Annotated in this window: 20 protein-coding genes and 1 tRNA gene; 12 read left to right on the forward strand and 9 right to left on the reverse strand. The window is 71.6% G+C overall.

The window, feature by feature from the left end; all coding sequences use genetic code 11:
* Window positions 1-244: 244 nt before the first annotated feature.
* A complete protein-coding gene (locus HF577_RS08085; RefSeq protein WP_169395127.1) occupies window positions 245-733 on the forward strand; it encodes a DinB family protein in 489 nt (162 codons plus the stop codon).
* Between the two features lie 405 nt (window positions 734-1,138).
* On the opposite strand, the gene HF577_RS08090 is transcribed toward HF577_RS08085, so the two are convergent.
* Window positions 1,139-1,213 (reverse strand) — tRNA-Val (locus tag HF577_RS08090).
* 39 nt (window positions 1,214-1,252) lie between these two features.
* Complete coding sequence (locus HF577_RS08095) at window positions 1,253-1,717, reverse strand: peroxiredoxin (protein WP_169395128.1); 465 nt, start codon at window positions 1,715-1,717, stop codon at window positions 1,253-1,255.
* A gap of 103 nt (window positions 1,718-1,820) precedes the next feature.
* On the opposite strand from HF577_RS08095, the gene HF577_RS08100 reads away from it, so the two are divergent.
* Window positions 1,821-3,404, forward strand: a complete 1,584-nt coding sequence (locus HF577_RS08100; protein WP_169395129.1) for a phospholipase D family protein — start codon at window positions 1,821-1,823, stop codon at window positions 3,402-3,404.
* A gap of 28 nt (window positions 3,405-3,432) precedes the next feature.
* Here the strand turns inward: HF577_RS08100 and HF577_RS08105 are convergent, their stop codons facing one another.
* Window positions 3,433-3,867: a DUF3052 domain-containing protein gene (locus HF577_RS08105; protein WP_169395130.1), complete on the reverse strand. Its 435-nt coding sequence runs from the start codon at window positions 3,865-3,867 to the stop codon at window positions 3,433-3,435.
* A 182-nt stretch (window positions 3,868-4,049) separates the two neighbouring features.
* Here HF577_RS08105 and aceE point away from each other — a divergent pair, with 182 nt between their 5' ends.
* Window positions 4,050-6,866 (forward strand): pyruvate dehydrogenase (acetyl-transferring), homodimeric type, encoded by a 2,817-nt coding sequence (gene aceE / locus HF577_RS08110; RefSeq protein WP_246266054.1) that lies wholly within the window; start codon window positions 4,050-4,052, stop codon window positions 6,864-6,866.
* A gap of 338 nt (window positions 6,867-7,204) precedes the next feature.
* Window positions 7,205-7,411, forward strand: coding sequence for a cold-shock protein (locus tag HF577_RS08115; protein ID WP_075941971.1), 207 nt, complete (start codon window positions 7,205-7,207; stop codon window positions 7,409-7,411).
* A 347-nt stretch (window positions 7,412-7,758) separates the two neighbouring features.
* Here the strand turns inward: HF577_RS08115 and HF577_RS08120 are convergent, their stop codons facing one another.
* Window positions 7,759-8,469, reverse strand: a complete 711-nt coding sequence (locus tag HF577_RS08120) for a TetR/AcrR family transcriptional regulator (protein ID WP_169395132.1) — start codon at window positions 8,467-8,469, stop codon at window positions 7,759-7,761.
* Window positions 8,470-8,621: 152 nt separating this feature from the next.
* The gene (locus HF577_RS08125; RefSeq protein WP_169395133.1) at window positions 8,622-9,386 is read right to left on the reverse strand and encodes a pirin family protein; all 765 of its coding nucleotides are present in this window, start codon (window positions 9,384-9,386) and stop codon (window positions 8,622-8,624) included.
* A 77-nt stretch (window positions 9,387-9,463) separates the two neighbouring features.
* On the opposite strand from HF577_RS08125, the gene HF577_RS08130 reads away from it, so the two are divergent.
* From HF577_RS08130 to HF577_RS08150, 5 genes are all read left to right on the forward strand, one after another.
* Window positions 9,464-10,717 (forward strand): PucR family transcriptional regulator, encoded by a 1,254-nt coding sequence (locus tag HF577_RS08130; RefSeq protein ID WP_312859007.1) that lies wholly within the window; start codon window positions 9,464-9,466, stop codon window positions 10,715-10,717.
* 151 nt (window positions 10,718-10,868) lie between these two features.
* The gene (locus HF577_RS08135; RefSeq protein WP_169395135.1) at window positions 10,869-11,801 is read left to right on the forward strand and encodes an ACP S-malonyltransferase; all 933 of its coding nucleotides are present in this window, start codon (window positions 10,869-10,871) and stop codon (window positions 11,799-11,801) included.
* Window positions 11,798-12,784 (forward strand): beta-ketoacyl-ACP synthase III, encoded by a 987-nt coding sequence (locus tag HF577_RS08140; RefSeq protein WP_169395136.1) that lies wholly within the window; start codon window positions 11,798-11,800, stop codon window positions 12,782-12,784. Before HF577_RS08135 ends, HF577_RS08140 begins: the two co-directional genes overlap by 4 nt.
* A gap of 44 nt (window positions 12,785-12,828) precedes the next feature.
* Window positions 12,829-13,071, forward strand: a complete 243-nt coding sequence (locus HF577_RS08145; protein ID WP_169395137.1) for an acyl carrier protein — start codon at window positions 12,829-12,831, stop codon at window positions 13,069-13,071.
* 34 nt (window positions 13,072-13,105) lie between these two features.
* A complete protein-coding gene (locus HF577_RS08150) occupies window positions 13,106-14,359 on the forward strand; it encodes a beta-ketoacyl-[acyl-carrier-protein] synthase family protein (protein WP_169395138.1) in 1,254 nt (417 codons plus the stop codon).
* 51 nt (window positions 14,360-14,410) lie between these two features.
* On the opposite strand, the gene HF577_RS08155 is transcribed toward HF577_RS08150, so the two are convergent.
* The 3 genes from HF577_RS08155 to HF577_RS08165 all read right to left on the reverse strand — a co-directional run bounded on the left by HF577_RS08155 (window position 14,411) and on the right by HF577_RS08165 (window position 17,109).
* Window positions 14,411-14,899: a DUF3145 domain-containing protein gene (locus HF577_RS08155; protein ID WP_169395139.1), complete on the reverse strand. Its 489-nt coding sequence runs from the start codon at window positions 14,897-14,899 to the stop codon at window positions 14,411-14,413.
* 189 nt (window positions 14,900-15,088) lie between these two features.
* A complete protein-coding gene (locus HF577_RS08160; protein ID WP_169395140.1) occupies window positions 15,089-16,006 on the reverse strand; it encodes a right-handed parallel beta-helix repeat-containing protein in 918 nt (305 codons plus the stop codon).
* A 65-nt stretch (window positions 16,007-16,071) separates the two neighbouring features.
* Window positions 16,072-17,109, reverse strand: a complete 1,038-nt coding sequence (locus tag HF577_RS08165; RefSeq protein WP_312859008.1) for an MBL fold metallo-hydrolase — start codon at window positions 17,107-17,109, stop codon at window positions 16,072-16,074.
* Between the two features lie 195 nt (window positions 17,110-17,304).
* On the opposite strand from HF577_RS08165, the gene HF577_RS08170 reads away from it, so the two are divergent.
* From HF577_RS08170 to HF577_RS08180, 3 genes are all read left to right on the forward strand, one after another.
* Entirely contained in the window at window positions 17,305-17,559 is a 255-nt protein-coding gene (locus tag HF577_RS08170; protein ID WP_169395142.1) for a helix-turn-helix domain-containing protein, read from the forward strand.
* Between the two features lie 216 nt (window positions 17,560-17,775).
* Window positions 17,776-18,765, forward strand: a complete 990-nt coding sequence (locus HF577_RS08175; protein ID WP_169395143.1) for an alpha/beta fold hydrolase — start codon at window positions 17,776-17,778, stop codon at window positions 18,763-18,765.
* A 20-nt stretch (window positions 18,766-18,785) separates the two neighbouring features.
* Window positions 18,786-19,223: a VOC family protein gene (locus tag HF577_RS08180; protein ID WP_312859009.1), complete on the forward strand. Its 438-nt coding sequence runs from the start codon at window positions 18,786-18,788 to the stop codon at window positions 19,221-19,223.
* A gap of 63 nt (window positions 19,224-19,286) precedes the next feature.
* Here the strand turns inward: HF577_RS08180 and HF577_RS08185 are convergent, their stop codons facing one another.
* The gene (locus HF577_RS08185) at window positions 19,287-22,130 is read right to left on the reverse strand and encodes a vitamin B12-dependent ribonucleotide reductase (protein WP_169395144.1); all 2,844 of its coding nucleotides are present in this window, start codon (window positions 22,128-22,130) and stop codon (window positions 19,287-19,289) included.
* Window positions 22,131-22,174 lie beyond the last annotated feature (44 nt).

Genomic DNA, 22,174 nt, shown 5'->3' on the forward strand with positions numbered 1-22,174 from the left:
ACCGTGGTGCAGATCGCGCACGGCTCGTGGTCCCACGACACGCGCCGACACTTTGCGGATTTGATCCGTTGGCCCTCTACTCGCCGTGGCCCGGCGGTTCGCCGGCGGCCACGGCGCCCGTGTCGTAGCTCTCGCGGCCCTTCGCGACGGCGTCGGTGAAGTAGCGGATGGAGTGCCCCGTGGCGATGCTCAGCACGGCAGGCCCGATGAGGGCCTGCGCCGGGTCGGCCGTAGGTTCGTCACCGTGGACGGACTCAGCGGAGCTTCGCAGCCCGCCTTCGGGGTCGGCGGTGAGGCCGCGACGCTCGTCGAGTTCCTCGGGTACAAGCGGGAAGCCATCATCAGGAAGGCGCTCGACCTGCCCGACGACGCTGCGCACCGCGCCGGCGTCCCGTCCGGCACCAGTCTCACGTGGCTGATCAAGCATCTGACCGCGTCGGAGCGGCTCTGGTTCGGCGGAGCCACCATCGACGAGTGGGAAGCCGCATCCCAGCTCGACGCCGACGAGGCGATGTCGGACCTGGTAGCCGGCTACCAGCGCGCGGCGCAGGAGTCGGACGCGATCATTGCCGCGTGGGCGGCCGACCTCGATCAGGTCATCGAGACGCCGGACAACGCGCGCCCCCGCTGCACCGCCCGCTGGATCGTCCAGCACATGATCACCGAGACCGCCCGTCATGCGGGCCATGCGGACATCCTGCGCGAGCAGATCGACGGCACGGTCGGCCGGTAGGCCGTCCCGTCCAGCGCGCCCGCCAGGGCGCGCATCGACGACCACCCGATCGTGATGCCTCGGTGTGTTCGGTCCTTCGATAGTTGTGGTGCTCGGTCGCGTTCGTGCGCGGGTTGCGCCGCTCGCCGACCTCGTTGAGCATCCGCGTCCGTGCTTCCTCGGAGAGCTTCGCTCCCTTCGGTCCGGGCGGGATCACCTCCACGAGGGTGTGGCGCCGGCCGGTGAGCGGGTCCTGGCCGGCGTGGACGCGGAGGGCGCCACTCGGGAGCTCGTCGACGGTGCCGCGGGCGCGCCGGCGGCCGGGTCTCTTGGTGGTCATCGAGCGAACGTAAGGACGGTTCGTGTCACGAGATGTGTCACGCGAGCGATCCCGCAGGTCAACGCTTGCAAATGTCCTGGTCAGGCTGGTGGGCGCGGCAGGGTTCGAACCTGCGACCGCTCGGGTGTAAGCCGAGTGCTCTTCCGCTGAGCTACGCGCCCGGAGCCCGGTCCTGCTGGAGGATCCGGGCCCGGGAGGGGTCAGGCGGCCACTGCGGCCAGTGCCTTCTTCCAGCCCTCCTGCTCGCGGGGCTCACCCGGCTGGTTCACCTCGGTGAAGCGCACGATGCCCGACTTGTCCACGAGGAACGTGCCGCGCAGGGCCATCCCGCGGGTCTCGTTGAACACCCCGTAGGCCCGGGCGACCTCGCCGTGCGGCCAGAAGTCGGCCAGGAGGGGGAAGTCGTAACCTTGTGCGTCCGACCATGCCTTGAGCGTGTACGTGTGGTCGACGGAGATCGCGAGGATCTGCACGTCCTCGTTCTGGAAGCTGTGGAGGTCGTCGCGGACGGAACAGAGCTCCCCCTGGCACGTGCGGGAGAACGCGAACGGGTAGAAGACCACCAGCACGTTGCGCTCCCCGCGGAACGACGAGAGCGTGATCTCCTGGTTGTTCTGGTCCTTCAACGTGAAGTCAGGGGCCTCTGTGCCGACCTCGGGCGCCATGAGCTGGTCTCCTCCGATTCGAGCGGTGCCGACGCCACGAGCCTAGTCCGGCGCCGCCGAACGCTGAGCAGGCCTTCCCCCGATTCGACCTGGACGAGGTGAGATGCGCGTCGAGGACTGGTTCCTGACCGACGCCGAGCGCGGCAACCCGGCCTACCGGCTGCCGTCGTGGTGCGCCGGGAACCGCGTGGTGCCACTGGTGCACGGCACCGCGTACTTCGAGCGGCTGGTGGCGGAGGTCCGGGCGCTGAAGGCCGGCGACCACCTCTTCTTCACCGACTGGCGGGGCGACGCCGACGAGCGGCTGTGCCCCGACGGCCCCACCGTCGGCGAGCTGTTCAGCGACGCCGCCCGCCGCGGGGTGATCGTCAAAGGGCTCATGTGGCGCTCGCACAACGACGACCTGTCCTACAGCGAGGAGGAGAACCGCCAGCTCGGCGACGAGGTGAACGCCGCGGGCGGTGAGGTGCTGCTCGACGAGCGGGTGCGCCGCGCGGGCTCCCACCACCAGAAGCTCGTGGTGATCCGCCACCCGGACGACCCGCAGCGGGACGTCGCGTTCGCCGGTGGCATCGACCTGTGCCACTCCCGCCGGGACGACGCGCAGCATCTCGGCGACCCGCAGCCGCTCCCGATCGCCGAGACCTACGGGCCACGGCCGCCGTGGCACGACGTCCAGCTCGAGGTGCGCGGGCCGGCCGTGGCGATGCTCGACGGGCTGTTCCGCGAACGGTGGGAGGACCCGCACGCGCTCGCCCCGCACAACCCCGCCGCCCGGCTGCGCGACGCGCTGTCGGACGCCGATCTCGTGGCCGACCCGCTACCGGCGCAGCCGCCCGAGCCGGAACGGGCGGGCGACGCGCTGGTGCAGGTGCTGCGGACGTACCCCGCGCGGCGCCCTGGATACCCGTTCGCGCCCCGGGGGGAGCGCTCGGTGGCCCGCGGGTACGCGAAAGCGCTGCGACGCGCTGAGCGGCTCGTGTACCTCGAGGACCAGTACATGTGGTCCCCGCACATCGCCCGGTTGCTCGCCGACGCCCTGCGCCGCAGCCCGCAGCTGCACATCGTGGTGGTCGTGCCGCGCCACCCCGACGTGGACGGCCGGTTCGCGCTGCCGCCCAACCAGGTCGGCAGGCTCCAGGCGATCGAGGTGTGCCGCAAGGCAGCACCCGACCGCGTGCACGTCTTCGACATCGAGAACCACGAGGGCACCCCGGTGTACGTGCACGCCAAGGTGGCCGTGATGGACGACACCTGGGCGTGCGCGGGCAGCGCCAACCTCAACCGGCGCTCGTGGAGCCACGACAGCGAGCTGTCCGTCGCGGTGCTCGACGAGACCCGCGACGACCGGGAGCCCACCGACCCCGGCGGCCGCGGCGACGAGGCCCGGGCGTTCGCCCGCGAGCTGCGGCTCGAGCTGATGCGCGAGCACCTCGACCGCCCCCCGGGCGACGACGACGACCTCGTGGACCCGGACAGCGCCGTGCGGGCCGTGGACGCCGCTGCCGACGCCCTGGACGCCTGGCACCGGGGCGGCCGCGTGGGACCGCGACCACCGGGACGCCTACGCCGTCACGAGCCCGAACGTCTGCCACTACGCACGAAGCTGTGGGCCGTGCCCGTGTACCGGCTCGTCTACGACCCGGACGGGCGGCCGTGGCGCAGCCGCCTGCGCAACCGGTGGTGACCGGCGCCAGGCAGCCGCCGCGCCCTGTTCACCGCCGTGACTTCGCCGCCTTCGGTGCCACCAGGCGCGAGCCTGCCCAGCCCTCGCTGACCGTGACGTTCGACGTCTGGGACAGCCCGGCTGTGGGGGCGGCCTCGGCGATCTCGCTGGGCTCGACGTGCCCCGGGCGCCCCGTCTTCGGGGTGAGTACCCAGATCACGCCGTTGTCGGCCAGCGGGCCGATGGCGTCCACCAAGGCGTCGACGAGATCGCCGTCACCTTCGCGCCACCACATGAGGACGAGGTCAACCACCTCGTCGGCATCCTCGTCGAGCAGTTCGTCCCCGGCTCTCTCCTCGGCGGCGTCTCGCACCGCCTCGTCGACGTCTTCGTCCCAACCGAGTTCCTGGACGACCATGCCCGGCTCGACGCCGAGCTTGCCCGCGATGTCGGACGCACGTCCGGCATCATCCGCGGCGACCACGCGTGTACCTCTTTTCCTCGTGCCTCACCCGGGCGTAGAGCCCTGGTCCTGCTCATCAGGTTGCGGAATCCGAACACGATGACTCACCGACGCGCAACCACTCGTTACGAGATCGCATGCCGAGGGGCACGATAGGGGATACCTCCGACTTCTACTCAGCACGAGCCACCAGGGAGAACCCCTTGACCCGGCAGACCACCGACAGCAGCAGCACCCAGAAGGAACCGACGCAGCCGCGGCGCGTCCACGTCATCCGCGACGGGCTCGCTGCGCACCTGCCGGACATCGACCCCGAGGAGACAGCCGAGTGGCTGGACTCCTTCGACGCCGTGCTCGATGCCGCAGGCCAGCAGCGGGCCCGCTACCTCATGCTGCGCATGCTGCAGCGGGCACGGGAGCGCCACGTCGGCGTCCCGTCACTGACCAGCACGGACTACGTCAACACGATCCCGACCGACCGCGAGCCGTGGTTCCCGGGCGACGAGGAGGTCGAGCGCACCTACCGGCGCTGGATCCGCTGGAACGCCGCGATGACCGTGCACCGCGCGCAGCGGCCGGGCATCTCCGTCGGCGGCCACATCTCGTCCTACGCGTCCTCGGCCACGCTCTACGAGGTGGGCTTCAACCACTTCTTCCGTGGCAAAGACCACCCGGGCGGGGGTGACCAGGTCTACATCCAGGGCCACGCCTCCCCCGGCGTCTACGCACGCGCCTTCCTCGAGGGGCGGCTCTCGGAGGACCGGCTCGACGGGTTCCGCCAGGAGCTCTCGCACGGCGGTCCGGGCCACGGGCTGCCGTCCTACCCGCACCCCCGCCTGATGCCGGACTTCTGGGAGTTCCCCACCGTCTCGATGGGGCTCGGCCCGATGAACGCGATCATGCAGGCGCGGTTCAACCGGTACCTGGGCGCCCGCGGCTTCACCGACACGTCCGACCAGCACGTCTGGGCGTTCCTCGGCGACGGCGAGATGGACGAGCCGGAGTCGCGCGGTCTCATCCAGATCGCGGCCACCGAGGGCCTGGACAACCTCACGTTCGTGGTCAACGCGAACCTGCAGCGCCTCGACGGACCGGTCCGCGGCAACGGGAAGATCATCCAGGAGCTGGAGTCGTTCTTCCGGGGCGCCGGCTGGAACGTCATCAAGGTGATCTGGGGCCGGGAGTGGGACGCCCTGCTGCACGGCGACCGTGACGGCGCGCTGATCAACCTGATGAACGACACCCCGGACGGGGACTACCAGACCTACAAGGCCAACGACGGCGGGTACGTCCGCGACCACTTCTTCGGGCGCGACCCGCGCACGAAGGCGCTGGTCGAACCCATGACGGACGCCGAGATCTGGAACCTCAAGCGCGGCGGCCACGACTACCGCAAGGTCTACGCGGCCTACGCGGCGGCGCTGGAGCACAACGGCCAGCCCACGGTAATCCTGGCGAAGACGATCAAGGGTTACGGCCTGGGCTCGCACTTCGCGGGCCGCAACGCCACCCACCAGATGAAGAAGCTCTCGCTCGACGACCTGAAGAACTTCCGCGACTCCCAGCGCATCCCGATCTCCGACAAGGAGCTGGAGGCCGACCCGTACCTGCCGCCGTACTACCACCCCGGCGACGACGACCCGGCCATCCAGTACCTGCGGGAGCGCCGCCGCGTCCTCGGCGGCGACGTGCCGTCGCGCCGGGTCAGGTCCAAGCCGCTCGTGCTGCCCGGCGACAAGGTCTACGAGGTGGTCCGCCGGGGCTCGGGCAAGCAGGAGGTCGCCACCACCATGGCCTTCGTCCGGCTGCTGCGGGAGCTGATCAAGGACAAGGAGATGGGCGCGCGGTTCGTCCCGGTCATCCCGGACGAGGCACGCACGTTCGGGATGGACTCCATGTTCCCGACGCAGAAGATCTACAACCCGAACGGGCAGCAGTACACCTCGGTCGACGCCTCGCTCATGCTCGCTTACCGCGAGTCCGAGCAGGGCCAGCTGCTGCACGAGGGGATCAACGAGGCGGGCTCGGTTGGCTCGTTCACCGCGGCCGGCACCTCGTACGCCACGCACGGGCAGCCGATGATCCCGGTGTACGTCTTCTACTCGATGTTCGGCTTCCAGCGCACCGGCGACTCGATCTGGGCCGCGGCCGACCAGATGGCCCGCGGGTTCCTCGTCGGAGCCACGGCGGGGCGCACCACGCTGACCGGTGAGGGCCTGCAGCACAACGACGGGCACTCGCTGCTGCTCGCCAACACCAACCCGGCGGTCCTCGCCTACGACCCGGCGTTCTCCTACGAGGTGGCGCACATCGTCAAGGACGGCCTGCGTCGCATGTACGGGGAGGGCTCCGAGGCCGACGCGGAGGTGCTCGGCGGCGAGAACGTCATCTACTACCTGACGGTCTACAACGAGCCCTACGTCCAGCCGGCGGAGCCGGAGGACCTCGACGTCGACGGCCTGCTGCGCGGCATCTACCGCTACGCGGGCAGCGCGCGGCCCGACGGGCCGCAGGTGCGGCTGCTCGCGTCGGGAGTGTCGGTGCCGTGGGCGCTGCAGGCCCGCGACATGCTGGCCGAGCAGTGGGGTGTCGGTGCCGAGGTGTGGTCGGTCACGTCGTGGGGCGAGCTGCGCCGCGACGGGGTCGAGGCCGAGCAGCACAACCTCGTGCACCCCGACGAGGAGGCGCTCGTGCCGTACGTGACGCGCGCGCTCGGTGACGGGGGCGCGCCCGTCGTGGCGGTGTCGGACTGGATGCGGGCCGTACCGGACCTGATCCGCCAGTGGGTGCCCGCGCCGTTCACCACGCTGGGCACCGACGGGTTCGGGCTGTCGGACACGCGTCCGGCCGTCCGGCGGCACTTCAACGTCGACGCCGAGTCGATCACGGTGGCGGCACTGGAGGCGCTCGTGGAGCGTGGCGAGTTCGACCGCGGCCAGATGGTCGAGGCCGCGGCGAAGTACCGGCTCGACGACCCGCAGGCCGCCGGACCGCAGACCACCGACAGCGGCGTGGCCTGACGTCGTCCCGCCCCGGGGCCGGAAGCGGCCCCGGGGCGGGATACGTGCCGGGATGATCGATGAACAGTGCGTGGCGCTGTCGCCACGGACAGGTCCACTTCGGTCGCCCCAACGTGTCAGCCTGTGCTGACATGGCTCCTGTAAGCGCCCGACCTGCGACGCCGTGGAAAACACACAGGTTATTGGCTCTCGGCAGCGGGGCCGGAACACGATACGCTCCGCCCGACGCCGAGCCCGTGTGATCGGGATCGGGGTCCCGACCGGGGCGCGGACCGTAGCGGCCAGGCGGCGCGATGCTGGGGGCGAGTGCCCCGGCACCAGGTACGAGGAGAGCAAGAATGGCAGAGGGCACCGTCAAGTGGTTCAACAGCGAGAAGGGCTACGGGTTCCTCGCTCCTGACGGTGGTGGCGCGGACGTGTTCGTGCACTACTCGGCGATCCAGACCAACGGTTACAAGAGCCTCGACGAGGGCCAGCGCGTGTCGTTCGACATCGAGCAGGGCCAGAAGGGTCCGCAGGCAACCAAGGTCACCCCGCTCGGCTGAGCCGGGCTGCCGGGATCACCCGGTAATCGCAGGCGCTGCTGCGCCACGCCCTGATCGCCCCCGCGCCCATCGCGACATCACCGGGCCGGAGGCGCCTACCGACGTCCGTCGGTCGCGTACGGCCACCGGCGATTCGCGTCGCCCCTGACCGGGTCCACGGCATCCGGCCCACCCTTCATCGGCGCTCCGTGCGCCCTCCGTGGGCTTGCAACTGCCCGTGGCCTCCGGTCGAGGGTCGCGATCGGCACCCCGGTCCGTCGAACGTGTCAGACGGTAGCGATGCGCTCGCTGAGGCCGACGAGCGGGTGGGTCTTTCACCCACTCGCGGGACGGTCGCCTGCGTAGCGTCAGGTCGCGGGTATCGCCATGAGGTCGGCGAGGGACTCCATCTCCACCGTCAGCAGGGTGGACGGTTGATGTCCCATGCCGGTGAACTTGCCCTGGACCTCCAGGTTCACCACCCCGTGCATGCGCACCCAGACGAGCAGTGCGCCGGTGAGCGCGGTGGCGGGGTCGGCGTCAGGCGCGTAGGTGCCCACCCAGTCGGCCAGCCTGTCGTTCCGCTTGATCCACTCCTGCACCTGCTCCCTGAGCTCGGTGGCGGCGGGCCAGATGTGGCCGCTGCCCAGCACGGGCAGGAACGGGCCGAGCACCGCTTTGGCCCGGTCGACCGTCTCGGGCGGCGAGTCGGGCGTCGGCGAGGGCATGGACGTGAGCAACCGGTACAGGTGGGGGGCGGCGACGGCCCACCGCCGGTAGGCGTGTGCGAGGTGCTGCAGGCGCTCCCGCGGCGACAGCTCCCCGATGCGCTCGGACTCGACGTGCACAGCGGCCGCGGCCTCGGCGTAACAGTCGAAGACGAGCTCCGTCAGCAGGTCGTCGCGGCTGCGGAAGTACTTGTAGAGCGCTGGACCCGTGACGCCCAGCTCCTTCGCCACGGCGTTCAGACTCAGTGCTGCGGGGCCGCCGTCGCACATCTGGGCCAGCGCGGCCTGCTTGATCTCGGCGCGCACCTGGTCCCGATAACGCTGGCGCGGGCTGCCGTTGCCGGCGGTCATGCCGTCATACCTTCCTCCGCCGATCGTCTCGTCCTCGGTGCGAGACCCTGAGCTCCAGCTTCATGCGCGTGATGCGGTGTGTCGACGGCAAATGCCCGTAGCTGAACGGATGCCTCGCAACCGTGCCCACACTCACGTCTCGCTGCGTGACGTCATCGCAGCTCCGCGTGCATCTCCCAGAGGAGCAGCTCCGCCCCGTCCGGACCTGCCACCGTCCGCTGCCCCTCACTCGCGGTGATCCGCGCTGCGTCCCCGCGGGTGAGCGGCCCCGACCCTTCCAGCTCAACGCCGCCGCGAGCCACGAACAGGTGCACCTGTGGCGCGGCAGGCAACTCGGCCGTGGCGCCCGGCCGCAGCCGCGCGGCGAGCAGGGCCGCGTTCTCCTGCCGCAGCGAGACGGCGCGGTCCGCCGCGTGCTCCCGCCTGCCCGAGGCGACCACGAGCAGCTCGCCGGAGCCCAGGGCCGCACCGATGTCGACCTGCTCGTATCCGGGGGTCCCGCCCGGCGAGTCGGGCAGCACCCACATCTGCACGAGATGCACGCCCGGGCTCTCGTCGGGCGTCCCGGCCGCCACGCCGCCGGCCCGTTCCGAGTGGACGATCCCCGAGCCCGCGCTCATCCGCTGCGCCGTGCCCGGCCGGATCACACCGGAGTGGCCCGCGTCGTCCTCGTGCACGAGCGTGCCCTCGAGCACCCAGGTGACGATCTCCATGTCGCGGTGCGGATGGGGGTCGAACCCGCGGCCGGGCGCCAGCACGTCCTCGTTGCTCGCCATGAGGAGCCCGAAGTGCGTGTTGGCGGGGTCGTAGTGGGCGCCGAACGAGAAGCTGTGGCGCGAGTCGAGCCAACCGGTGCGCGTGCGCATCCGGTCGGTAGCGCGCCGGACCTCGACGGCCGGAGCCGGGGTGGTGCCCATCCGAGCCTCCTGTCGGGACCCCTGCGGAACGTCCGGCGGGCCCGCGGTGTTCCTGCCCCCGTGCGATGCTGCCCCCCGTGACGTGCGATGGAGCGAGCACGGCGGCGGTTCGGGACGGTCCTGCCGCCGTCTCCCCTGCCACGCTCCGCAAGCTCGAGCTCGCGGCGGGGGACCTCGCCATCGCCTGTCTGCAGTCGATGGAGGAGCACCAGCCGTGGTTCGCCCGGCTGCCGGCGGAGCAGCGCTCGGCAGTACTGCTCGTCACCCAGACCGGCGTCGCCAACTTCGTCGCCTGGCTCGGCGAGCGTGGCGAGTCGATCCGGCTCACCGCGGAGGCCTTCCGCATCGCTCCCCGGGACCTCGCCCGGCGGCTCAGCCTGCGCCAGACCGTCGACCTGGTCCGGATCGCGACGGACGTCTTCGAGCGCCACCTCCCGCCGCTCGCCGCGGACGAGGCCGAGCGCCACGCGCTGGTCGAGGGGATCCTGCGCTTCGGCCGCGAGATCGCCTTCGCCGCGGCCACGGTGTACGCGGGCGCCGCCGAGACCCGCGGCGCGTGGGACGCCCGGCTCGAGGCCCTCGTCGTCGATGCCGTGGTGCGCGGCCCGAACGTCGACGACGGGTCCGACGACGCACTCGTGTCCCGCGCGTCCACGCTGGGCTGGGACCCGGACGCGGCGGTACGGGTGGTGGCCGGGAGCCCGGCACCCGACACGGCGGCCGAACGGCTGGGAGAGCTACGCAGGCAGGCCGCCAGGGTGGGCCGGTCGGTGCTGGTCGGGGTGCAGGGCAGCCGGTTGATCCTGCTGGTCTCCGAGCCACCCGGCCCCGAGCGGCTCGGCAGCGGGGTGGGCGCCGACATCGACCGGCTCCTCGACGGGTTCGGTCCCGGCCCGGTGGTGGTCGGTCCGGTGGCCACCGAGCTCGCCGCCGCCCACTGCAGCGCGCGGGACGCGCTCTCCGCGTTGCGTGCCGCGCCGGGATGGCCCGACGCGCCGCGCCCGGTCGCCGCCGACGACCTGTTGCCCGAGCGGGCGCTGGCCGGCGACACCGCCGCTCATCGGATGCTGGTGGACTCGATCGTCGCCCCGCTCGAGACGGCGGGGGGCGAGCTGCTGCACACGCTGGCCGCCTACCTGGAAGGCGGCGGGGCCCTCGAGGCCTGCGCACGGGCCCTGTTCGTGCATCCGAACACCGTGCGCTACCGGCTGCGGCGGGTCTGCGACATCACCGGCCGCAGCCCGTTCGACCCTCGGGACGCGCTGGTGCTGCGCACCGCGGTCATCGCGGCCCGGCTGGACCCCTCGCAGAGCGCGGAACCACCGGCGTGAGCTGCGGAAGGCCTACAACGACCGGCCCGCATCACGTGGCCTACTCCACGGACGAACAGCGCCGCTTTGGAGGAAACCTCCAATTCCGGAGCATGGGATTGGTGCGTGCCGGTATCCCCCCGCAGCGTCCCTCCGGTGTTCTCTGGTCCTTGTGATCGCCTTGCTCGCACCCGGTCAGGGGTCCCAGACCCCTGGCATGCTCGCTCCCTGGCTCGATGATCCGGTGGCGGAGGAGACACTCGCCAGATGGTCGGCCGCCACCGGGCTCGACCTGGTCCACCTCGGCACGGAGGCCGACGCCGAGGAGATCAAGGACACCGCCGTCACCCAGCCGCTGGTCGTCGCCGCCGCGCTGCTCGCCGCCGCGCGGTTGACCGCGCACATCGAGCTTCCCGCGGCCGCCCCCTCCGCCGGACACTCCGTCGGCGAGCTCGCCGCAGCCGCCGTCGCCGGGGTGCTCACCCCGGACGCCGCCGTCGCGCTCGCCGCCGTGCGCGGGCGGGAGATGGCCGCGGCCTGTGCGCTCGAACCCACGGGCATGAGTGCGGTGCTGGGCGGGAATCCCGACGAGGTGCTCGCCAGGCTCCACGAGCTGGGGCTCGACCCCGCCAACCGCAACGGCGCCGGACAGGTCGTCGCGGCCGGTCCCGTCGACGCGCTTGCGGCGCTCGCGCAGGACCCGCCGGAGCGGGCCCGGGTGAAGCCGCTGCCGGTGGCCGGGGCCTTCCACACCCGGTTCATGGGTCCGGCCGAGGAGGCCATGCGCACCCACGCCGCCGGGATCTCCCCCACCGACCCCACCCGGCCGCTGCTGTCCAACGCCGACGGCGCGGTCGTCACCGACGGCACGGAGGCGTTGCGCCGCCTCGTGGCCCAAGTGACGCGGCCCGTCCGGTGGGACTCCTGCATGCTCACCCTGCGCGAGCTGGGCGTCACCGCCGTGATCGAGCTGCCGCCGGCGGGCGCGCTCGTGGGGCTGGTCAAGCGCGACCTGCGCGGCACTGCGACCGTGGCACTGAAGACACCGGACGACCTCCAGGCGGCCGTCGACCTGATCACCGAGCATGCGGGGGCAGAAAAATGACACAGCTCCGACTCGCACCCACCGCCCCGGGCGCCCGGATCCTCGGACTGGGCAGCGCCCAGCCCGACAACGTCGTCACCAACGACGACCTGGCCCAGCGGATCGACACCAACGACCAGTGGATCCGCGAGCGCGTGGGCATCGAGAGCCGCCGCATCGCGGAGGAGGGCACGCTGCTGGTCGACATGGCCACCGAGGCCGGAGCCCTGGCCGTCAAGGATGCCGGGCTGGAGCCGAACGAGATCGACACGGTCATCGTCGCCACGTGCACGATGCCCACCCCGATCCCGAACGCGGCCGCGCAGACCGCCGACCGCATCGGCATCCCGGCGCCGGGGGCCTTCGACCTCAACGCCGCCTGCGCCGGATTCTGTTTCGGCCTGGGTGCCGCCGCCGACCTCGTGCGGGCGGGCAGCTCGCGCAACGTGCTCGTGATCGGGGCGGAGAAGCTGTCCGACTGGCTGGACTGGACCGACCGCTCCACTGCCATCATCTTCGCCGACGGAGCGGGCGCCGCGGTCGTCGGAGCGGCCCCCGACGAGGCCTCCGTCGGCGTCGGCCCGCTGGCCTGGGGCAGCGCGGGCGACATGTCCCAGACCATCCACATCAAGCCGGAGAACAACGCGCTCGCCCAGGAGGGCCAGGCGGTCTTCCGGTGGGCCACCACGAAGATCGCCCCCGTTGCGCTGCAGGCCATCGAGCTGGCCGGGCTCACCCCCGCCGACATCGACGTGTTCGTGCCGCACCAGGCCAACCTGCGCATCGTCGACGCAGTGGCCAAGCGGCTGCGCGCCAAGGGCGCGCGCGACGACATGGTGGTGGCCGACGACATCCGCCACTCCGGCAACACCTCGTCCGCCTCGATCCCCCTCGCACTCGACCACATGCGCGCCGACGGACGGGTGCGCTCCGGCGACACCGTGCTCCTCGTAGGCTTCGGCGCGGGCCTGTCCTATGCCGGCCAGGTCGTCGTCTGTCCCTGACCGTCCGATCCGACGACTCCCGTCCCACCAGAAGGAGAACCACCGTGGCTGACAACACCGAGATCCTCAGCGGCTTCGCCGAGATCGTCGAGGAGGTCGCCGGCATCGACCCCGCCGAGGTCACCGTCGACAAGTCCTTCGTCGACGACCTCGACATCGACTCCCTGTCGATGGTCGAGATCGCGGTCCAGGCAGAGGACAAGTTCGGCGTCAAGATCCCGGACGACCAGCTCGCCGAGCTGAAGACGGTCGGTGACGCGGTGGACTACATCGCGAAGAACCAGTGACGGGCCCCATCACGATCGTTCCTCCGGAGGACCTATGAGCACCGCTCACGACGTCGTCGTCACCGGGCTCGGCGCGACCACGCCGCTGGGCGGGGACGTCGCCTCGACCTGGGAGGCGCTGCTCGCCGGCAGGTCCGGCGTGCGGCGCATCGACGACGCCGAGCACGAGTGGGTGGAGCGCCACCAGCTGCCCGTGAAGATCGCTGCGCCGCTGGCCGTTGCACCCACCGAGGTGCTCCCCCGCGTCCAGGCGCGCAGGCTCGACCGGTGCGAGCAGGTGGCGCTGGTGGCGGCCAAGGAGGCCTGGGCCCAGGCGGGCCTGGGCCCCCGGGACGACATGCAGGTGGAGCCCGAACGGCTCGCCGTGGTGGTGGCCACCGGCATCGGCGGCGCCGTCACCCTGCTCGACCAGGACGACCTGCTCGAGACCGGCGGCCTGCGCAAGGTCTCGCCGCTCACCGTGCCGATGCTCATGCCCAACGGCCCCGCCGCCTGGGTCGGCATCGAGTACGGCGCGCAGGGCGGCGTGCACGCGCCGGTGTCGGCGTGCGCCTCGGGTGCGGAGGCCCTCGCGTGGGCGCTGCGCCTGCTGCGCGGAGGCGAGGTCGACGTCGTCATCGCCGGTGGCGCGGAGGCCTGCATCACCGGCATCACGGTGGCCGGCTTCGTGCAGGCACGCACGCTGTCGCAGCGCAACGACGAGCCCGAGCGGGCCTCCCGCCCGTTCGACGTCGACCGCGACGGGTTCGTGCTCGGTGAGGGTGCCGGGATCATGGTGCTGGAGCGGGCCGAGTTCGCGGCGGCCCGCGGGGCCACGGTGCTCGGCAGGCTCGCCGGTGCCGGCCTCACCTCGGACGCCTACCACATCACGGGCCCCGAGCCGGAGGGCATCGGGCAGTCCCGGGCCATCGCGAAGGCGGTCCGCGACGCCGGCCTGGAGCCGTCCGACATCGGGCACGTCAACTGCCACGCCACCTCCACGGTGGCGGGCGACGTGGGCGAGACGCGGGCGGTGCGCAAGGCACTGGGCGACCACCCGGTGCTCACCGCGCCGAAGTCCGCGCTGGGTCACATGGTCGGCGCCGCAGGTGCGGTCGAGAGCATCATCACGCTGCTCTCGATCAAGGAGGGCGTCATCCCGGCGACGCTGAACCTCGAGAACCTCGACCCGGGTGTCGAGCTCGACGTGGTCGCGGGCGAGCCGCGCAAGGTCGACCTCGACGCCGCGGTCTGCGACTCGTTCGGGTTCGGCGGCCACAACGCCGCCGTCGTCATCACCGGCGCCTGAGCGGAAGCGTTGCCGCGGCCCGGCGGCCGCGGCAACGCTCTCCCTCGCCGGCTACCCCACCTGGTGCAGCCACGTGGCGGGGGCACCGTCCCCGGCCCATCGGAACGGCTCCAGGGCGTCGTCCCACGCCGAACCGAGCAGATCGTGCATCCGGCCGGGCAGCTGGCTGGCCGGCACCTCGGCGAGAAGGGCCCGCAGGCGGTCCTCCGCCACCACGATGTCGCCGTTGGCACTGGTGCGTCCGGACCACAGGCCCAGAGTGGGGACATGGCAGAACCGCTCGCCGTCCACCCCCGGGCTCGGTTCCTCCGTCACCTCGAACCGGAGCATCGGCCAGGCCCGGAGGGCGCCCGCGATGGCGCCCCCGCAGCCGGCCGGACCGGACCAGCTGCACTCGGCCCGCATCTGCCCGTGCACTGCCGGTTGGGGAGTCCACTGCAGAGACACTTTGGTCCCGAGCACGCCTGAGATCGCCCACTCGACGTGCGGACACACCGCAGTCGGCGACGAGTGGACGAAGACCACGCCGCGTGCGTTCACTGCAGACCTCCAACGTCGACGAGGATCGTCTTCCCCTACGTCCTCGCGCCGTGGCGACCTGCTCCGTGCAACCGGGTCAGCACCCGGCTCCGTTTACCGTGATCAGTCTGCACGGTCTGTCGCGACACGGCCAACAAGACACGTCGATCGGGCGTGTTGCCGCGCCGAACGGCTCGGGATCGGCGCACGTCACCGTGGCGGGAGTGGACCGCCGTCGAGATAGGTGTTGTCGTCGAGCACGGCCCGGCGGGAAACCCGTAACGGAATGTCACCGGCGCCGCGACGGAAGCGGTTGCCCGTGATCGCCACGTCGGTCATCATCGCGGCCGGCGAGTCCTGCCGGACGGTGTAGCGGCCGCCGCCGAGGACGTTGCCCCGGATCACCATCGCACCGTCGGCGCGCTGTCCTGCCTTCTCCGGAGCCAGCAACAGGGCGCTGCCCCGCCCCGGCCCGTCACCGAGCTCGATCCGGTTGTCCTCCACGAGGACGTCGCTCCCGGTTCCGCGCAGCACCAGTCCGTGGACATCGCCGCCGCGCACCGGCGCGAAGTCGTGCACGCTGCTGTTGCGCAGCCGCGCGCCGTCCCCCAGTTGGGCGCCGTCGTGCGTCACCCCGACGATCTCGATCCGCTCGCCGCTCCAGCGGTCGCCCCCGATCGCCGCCTCCGGGAAGTCGCCGGTGAGCGTGACGTCCTCGATGCGTACCGACCCGGCGGCCGTGGTGACGATCCCGTAGGGGGTGGCGCTGTCGCCGGTGACGCGGCTGCGCCGCACCACCACGTCCGGAGCGTCGATGACGATCCCGCCGCTCACGTCCCAGCCGTCGAACACCGCACCGGCCACCGACACCGTCAGCGGCCCGGAGCGGCACAGCCGGCTGACACCGGTCGGGAGACCCACGCTGCCCCGCTCGGGCGCGGTGTAGGGGCCCGCCGCGTCACAGCCGACGGCTGCCGTCGGAGCGAGCGTCACGGTGGGAGCCGGACCACCGGGGAAGGTGCCGCCCTCGGTGGCGACGACGACGGCGACCACGGCCAGCACGCACGTCGCCAGGGCGAGCCCAGCACGCACGAGGACCCTGCTCGGTCCGGCACCCAACCCTTGCACGGCGCAGAGCGTACGGGCGCCGACGCCCTGTGTCGCCGCTGGGATCTACGAAGAGTGAATTGTTATCACGTTGTGTAGTGATTGACGCCGTCCGTCTCGACGCTCCGCACCACACCCCGTTCCACCAGGACGTCGAGATGGGCTGCGGTCTCCAGGGTGGCGAGCATCGCGTTGAACGGGTCGAGCTCCTCGAGGCGCCGGTCACGGCGGGTCCACGGCAGCGCCGCGGCCACCTCGTACGCCGTGGAGCGGCCGTCCTGGAGGGCACCGAGCGTGGCGTCGAGGCGCTTGGCGTGGTGGGCGATCAGCTTGTCCACACGTTCGTGCACGCGCCGCCCCACCGGACCGTGGGCCGGGAGCAGTGCCGCATCCGGCCTGGCCCGGACGAGCTCGAGCGAGGTGAGGAAGTCGGCGAGCGGGCGGCGGGCAGGCGCCGCCTCGAACCCGATCGAGGGAGTGATCCGCGGCAGCACGTGATCACCGGAGAACAGCAGCTCCCCTGCTTGGTCGGCGAAGACCAGGTGCCCCTGGGTGTGCCCGGGGGTGGCCACCGCCTGCAGCACCCGCTTCCCGTCCGGGGCCGGGTCCAGGACGATCTCCGCGCCGTCGTCGATCCAGTCGTCGGGGTACTCCCACACCGTCGGGTCGTGGGGTTCGGATGGCAGCTTCGCGAGGCGCGCGAGCAGCTCGTGACCACCGGCATGGCGCAGCCGCGTGAGATGCGCGGGCTCCGTCCGCGGCCCGTTGATCACCTCGAGCGCGGGCTGCTCCCCCCGCCCGAGCGCGACCCGGATGCCGAACTGCCTGCGCAGCACCACGGCCTGCGTGTAGTGGTCCCGGTGGACGTGGGTGACGAGGAACCTGCGCACGTCACCCAGGCCGGCGCCGAGCTGCGCCAGCGCCTCCTGCAGCAGGTCGCCCGCCTGTGCCAGCGCCCATCCCGAGTCGATCAGCGTCCACCCGTCGCCGTCCGCCACCGCATACACGTTGACCGCGCGCAGCCCGTCGTTCGGGAGCGGCAACGGGATGCGATGGACCCCAGGGGCACAGCGGAACACTCCCGGTGCGGTCCAGTCGGCGTCCGGGTCGTCATCGCAGATCACTCCGAGACGATAGGCGCCCCGGCGACCCGCTGTCCGGGCGGCGGGGAGGCCACGCATACGCAGAGCGCACACGATCGACGCAACACCACTCTTCAGTGATCGTCGACGCACCCGAAAGTGGCGCTCCTGTCCGTTACTGTCCAACGCACTGCGATCAACAAGCCCCCGAACGGGGGCACGAGGAGGATGTGCACGATGGCTGCTGAGGGAACCCGACACCCGGACGTGATCGGGGCGCCGTTCCTCACCGTGGCCGAGGTCGCCCAGCGAATGCGGGTCTCGAAGATGACCGTCTACCGGCTCGTCCACAGCGGAGAACTGCCGGCAGTGCGCTTCGGCCGCTCGTTCCGGGTGCAGCGCGCGGCGGTGGAGGAACACATCCGCGCGGCCCGCTACGAAGCCGGACGAGCGGCCATCGAGGCCCACACGGCCGCGGCCCGGGCCCGCTGAACCAGGGGGTGCCACGGCAGGGCCGTGGGCCGACCACGGCGGCCGGATGCACGTCCTCGACGCGCCCGTCGGCCGGCTGGTGACCGACTGCTCGGGCCCGTTCCCCCGGGCACCGAGCACGACCACATCGCCTGTCCGCGGCCGAGTCGCCACCGCCCGTCCGAAACACTGCGGTAACCGGACTGCCACCACACCCGACCTACCCTCGGTGTGGCCATGTCCACGCGCACCAGCCAGCACACCGGCCGGCTCGTCCCGGTCGGTGACACCGTGCTGCGGTTCCGCGTGGTCCACGGCTACCGGAGGGCCTTCCGGCTGGCCGGAAAGGGCCCACCGGTGGTGCTGGTCCACGGGATCGGCGACAGCTCCGCCACCTGGGAGCCCGTCATCCCGGCGCTGGCCCGCCGGCACCTCGTGATCGCTCCCGACCTGCTCGGGCACGGCAGCTCCGACAAGCCACGGGCCGACTACTCCGTGGCCGCCTACGCCAACGGCCTGCGCGACCTGCTGGGGGTGCTCGGCGTGGAGCGGGCGACGCTCGTCGGGCACTCGCTCGGTGGCGGGGTGGCGATGCAGTTCGCCTACCAGTTCCCGGAGCGGACGGAACGCCTCGTGCTGGTGGGCAGCGGCGGCGCCGGCCTGGACGTCACACCGGTACTGCGGGCGATGACACTGCCCGGCGCCACCGGGCTCCTGCACCTGCTGCGCATCCCGACCGCCCGGCTGCAGGTCGGGATCGCCGTGCAGCTGCTGCGGCTGATGGGTTCCGGCCTCGGCCAGGACGCCCCGGACCTCCTCCGCATGGTCGACGCGCTCCCGGACGCCACCGCACGTGCCGCCTTCATCCGCACGCTGCGGGCCGTGGTCGACTGGCGCGGCCAGGTGGTGACGATGCTCGACCGCTGCTATCTCACGCGCGGCATGCCCACGCTCCTCGTGTGGGGATCGCGCGACGCCGTGGTGCCCGTGGCCCACGCCCGCCGTGCCCACGAGGCGATGCCCGGCAGCAGGCTCGAGGTGTTCGAGGGGGCCGGGCACTTCCCGTTCCACAGCGACCCGGCTCGCTTCGTGGCGCTCCTGGAGGGCTTCTTCGCCACCACCGAACCGGCGCCCTGGAGCGCGGAGCAGTGGCGTGAGCTCCTGCGCGCCCCCGATTCCGTGGACAACAGCCCACGGCACGCCACCGGCGAACGCAACGCGACCTGACGAGACGGCCGGGGTCGTCGGTGGCTCCGGCTACCGTGGGCCACCAACGCCCGGAGGCCCCGTTGCTCGACCATCTCTCGATCCAGACGACCGACGTCGACGCCGCCGCCGCGTTCTATCTGCGGGTGTTCGCCCCGCTGGGCATCCGCGAGGCGATGCGCATGGGTCTCGACGGCGACACGGCGGTGGGCCTCTCCGGCCCCGACGGGTTCCCGCACTTCTGGCTCGGGCCCACCACGGCCCCGTCCGGCCGGGAGGTGCACATCGCGTTCACCGCACCCGGGCGCACCGCGGTCGACGAGGTCCACGTCGCGGCGCTGGAGACCGGAGCGGAGATCCTGCACGCTCCGCGGGTGTGGCCCGAGTACCACCCCGGCTACTACGCGGTGTTCCTGCGGGATCTCGACGGCAACAACGTGGAGGCCGTGCACCACACCTTCCCGGGCGCAGCTACCTGACCGGACAGCCTGACCGAACGCGCCCCGGAGCCGTGTGCACGGCTCCGGGACGCGCGAGGAGTCTCAGCTGCAGCCGCTGGTGGAGCCGCAGCCCTCGCACAGGTAGCACGAACCCGCCGGACGCATCTTCGTGCCGCACGTCATGCACAGCGGCGCGTCGGCGGCCTTGCCGAGACGCAGCTCCAGCAGCTCGGTGGAGCTGCCGACCTCGACGGGAGCACGGGTGGCACCGGGGGTGCGCTCCACCTCGTCGCCCGCCGGGGCGGCATCGACCGTGAACCGCAGGCTCTCGACGTCGACGTCGCCGTAACCCGCGGAGTAGTCGGTGCCCGCCACCTGCTTCGTGCGCTCCTCCGCGGAGAAGATGCCGAGCTGCGCGCGCTTCTCGTAGGGCAGGTGGTCGAGCGCGAGCCGGCGGAACAGGTAGTCGAGCACGCTCGTGGCGATCCGGACGTCCGGGTCGTCGGTCATGCCGGCGGGCTCGAAGCGCAGGTTGGAGAACTTCGAGACGTAGAACTCGAGCGGGATCCCGTACTGCAGGCCCACCGAGATCGACATCGAGAACGCGTCCATCACACCCGAGAGGGTGGAACCCTGCTTGCCCAGCTTGACGAAGATCTCGCCGAGGCCGTTGTCGGGGTAGGAACCCGCGGTGAGGTAGCCCTCGGCCCCGCCGACGGTGAAGGAGACCGTCTCGCTGGGGCGCTTCTTGGGCAGCCTGCGGCGCACCGGCCGCGCCTCGACCGGGGCGGCGACCTCGGCCTTCTGCGTGGCCTTCGCCGACTTGCCCGCCGACAGCGGCTGGCCGACCTTGCAGTTGTCGCGGTAGATCGCGAGCGCCTTGAGGCCGAGCTTCCAGCCCTCCAGGTAGATCTTCTCGACGTCCTCGACGGTGGCCGCCTCCGGCATGTTGACCGTCTTCGAGATGGCCCCGGACATGAACGGCTGCACCGCGGCCATCATCCGGACGTGGCCCATGGGCGCGATCGAGCGTTCGCCCATCGCGCAGTCGAACACCTCGTAGTGCTCCTGACGCAGGCCGGGGGCGTCGATCACGTGGCCGTGCTCACCGATGTACTCGACGATGGCCTCGACCTGCTCGCCCTGGTAGCCCAGCTTCGTGAGCGCGCGCGGCACCGTCTGGTTGACGATCTGCATGGAGCCGCCGCCGACCAGCTTCTTGAACTTGACCAGCGCGAGGTCCGGCTCGATGCCGGTGGTGTCGCAGTCCATCATCAGGCCGATGGTGCCGGTGGGGGCGAGCACCGATGCCTGGGCGTTGCGCCACCCGTTGCGCTCGCCTGTGGCGAGGCAGTCCTTCCAGGTGATCGTGGCGAGCTTGTGGACCGCGCTGCTCGCCGGGAAGGTGCGCACGTCGTCGTTGGCCGCGGCGTGCTTGCGCATGACGCGCTGGTGCGACTCGGCGTTGCGCGCGTAGCCCTCGTAGGGGCCGACCACGCCGGCGAGCTCGGCCGACCGCTTGTAGGCAGCGCCCGTCATCAGCGAGGTGATGGCCGCGGCCAGTGCCTGGCCGCCCTCCGAGTCGTACGCGTGGCCGGTGGCCATCAGGAGCGCACCGAGGTTGGCGTAGCCGATACCGAGCTGGCGGAACTTGCGGGTGGTGTCGGCGATCGGCTCGGTGGGGAAGTCGGCGAAGCAGATCGAGATGTCCATCGCCGTGATGATCAGCTCGACGGCCTTGCGGAACCGCACCGCGTCGAACTGGCCGTCGTCGCCGAGGAACTTCAGCAGGTTCAGCGAGGCGAGGTTGCAGCTCGAGTTGTCGAGGTGCATGTACTCCGAGCAGGGGTTGGACGCGGAGATCCGGCCCGACTCGGGACAGGTGTGCCAGTCGTTGATCGTGCCGTCGTACTGGATGCCCGGGTCGGCGCACTCCCACGCGGCCTGCGCGATTGTGCGGAACAGCTTCTTCGCGCCCACCTTCTCGATGACCTCGCCGGTCATGCGGGCCCGCAGGCCGAACTCGCCGTCGGCCTCGACGGCGCGCATGAACTCGTCGGTGACCCGCACGGAGTTGTTGGCGTTCTGGTACTGCACCGAGGTGATGTCGGAGCCACCGAGGTCCATGTCGAAGCCTGCGTCGCGCAGGACCCGGATCTTGGCCTCCTCCTTGGCCTTGGTGGCGACGAACTCCTCGATGTCGGGGTGGTCGACGTCGAGGACGACCATCTTCGCCGCGCGGCGCGTGGCGCCACCGGACTTGATGGTGCCCGCGCTGGCGTCGGCGCCGCGCATGAACGACACCGGGCCGGACGCGGTGCCGCCGGAGGACAGCAGCTCCTTCGAGGAGCGGATGCGGGAGAGGTTGAGCCCCGCCCCCGAGCCGCCTTTGAAGATCAGCCCCTCCTCGCGGTACCAGTTGAGGATCGACTCCATCGTGTCGTCGACGGCGAGGATGAAACACGCCGAGACTTGTTGAGGGCTTGAGGTTCCGACGTTGAACCACACCGGGGAGTTGAAGCTGAACACCTGGTGCAGCAGCATCCAGGTGAGCTCCTGGCCGAAGATCTCCGCGTCGTCCTCGGTGGCGAAGTAGGCGTTGTCGAGGCCCGCGCGGCGGTACACCCCGACGACCCGGTCGATCAGCTGCCGCAGGCTCGACTCCCGCTGCGGGCTCCCCGGGGCGCCGCGGAAGTACTTGCTCGTGACGATGTTGGTGGCGTTGACCGACCAGGAGGCGGGGAACTCGACCCCGCGCTGCTCGAAGTTGACCGTGCCGTCGCGCCAGTTGGTCATGACGACGTCGCGGCGCTCCCAGGTGACCTCGTCGTACGGGTGGACACCGGGGGTGGTGTAGATCCGCTCGACGGTGAGGCCGGCGGGCCGGCCCGCCTTGCCGGGGCCCTTCTTCCCTCGCCCTGACGCGGTTCCGACGGTCTCGGTCATGCTCTCCCTCTCCTGCGATGCCGGCGGCGGGGTCCGTCGGTACG

The sequence above is a fragment of the Pseudonocardia xinjiangensis genome, from assembly GCF_012911925.1.
In the GTDB taxonomy this organism is placed as follows: domain Bacteria; phylum Actinomycetota; class Actinomycetes; order Mycobacteriales; family Pseudonocardiaceae; genus Pseudonocardia; species Pseudonocardia xinjiangensis.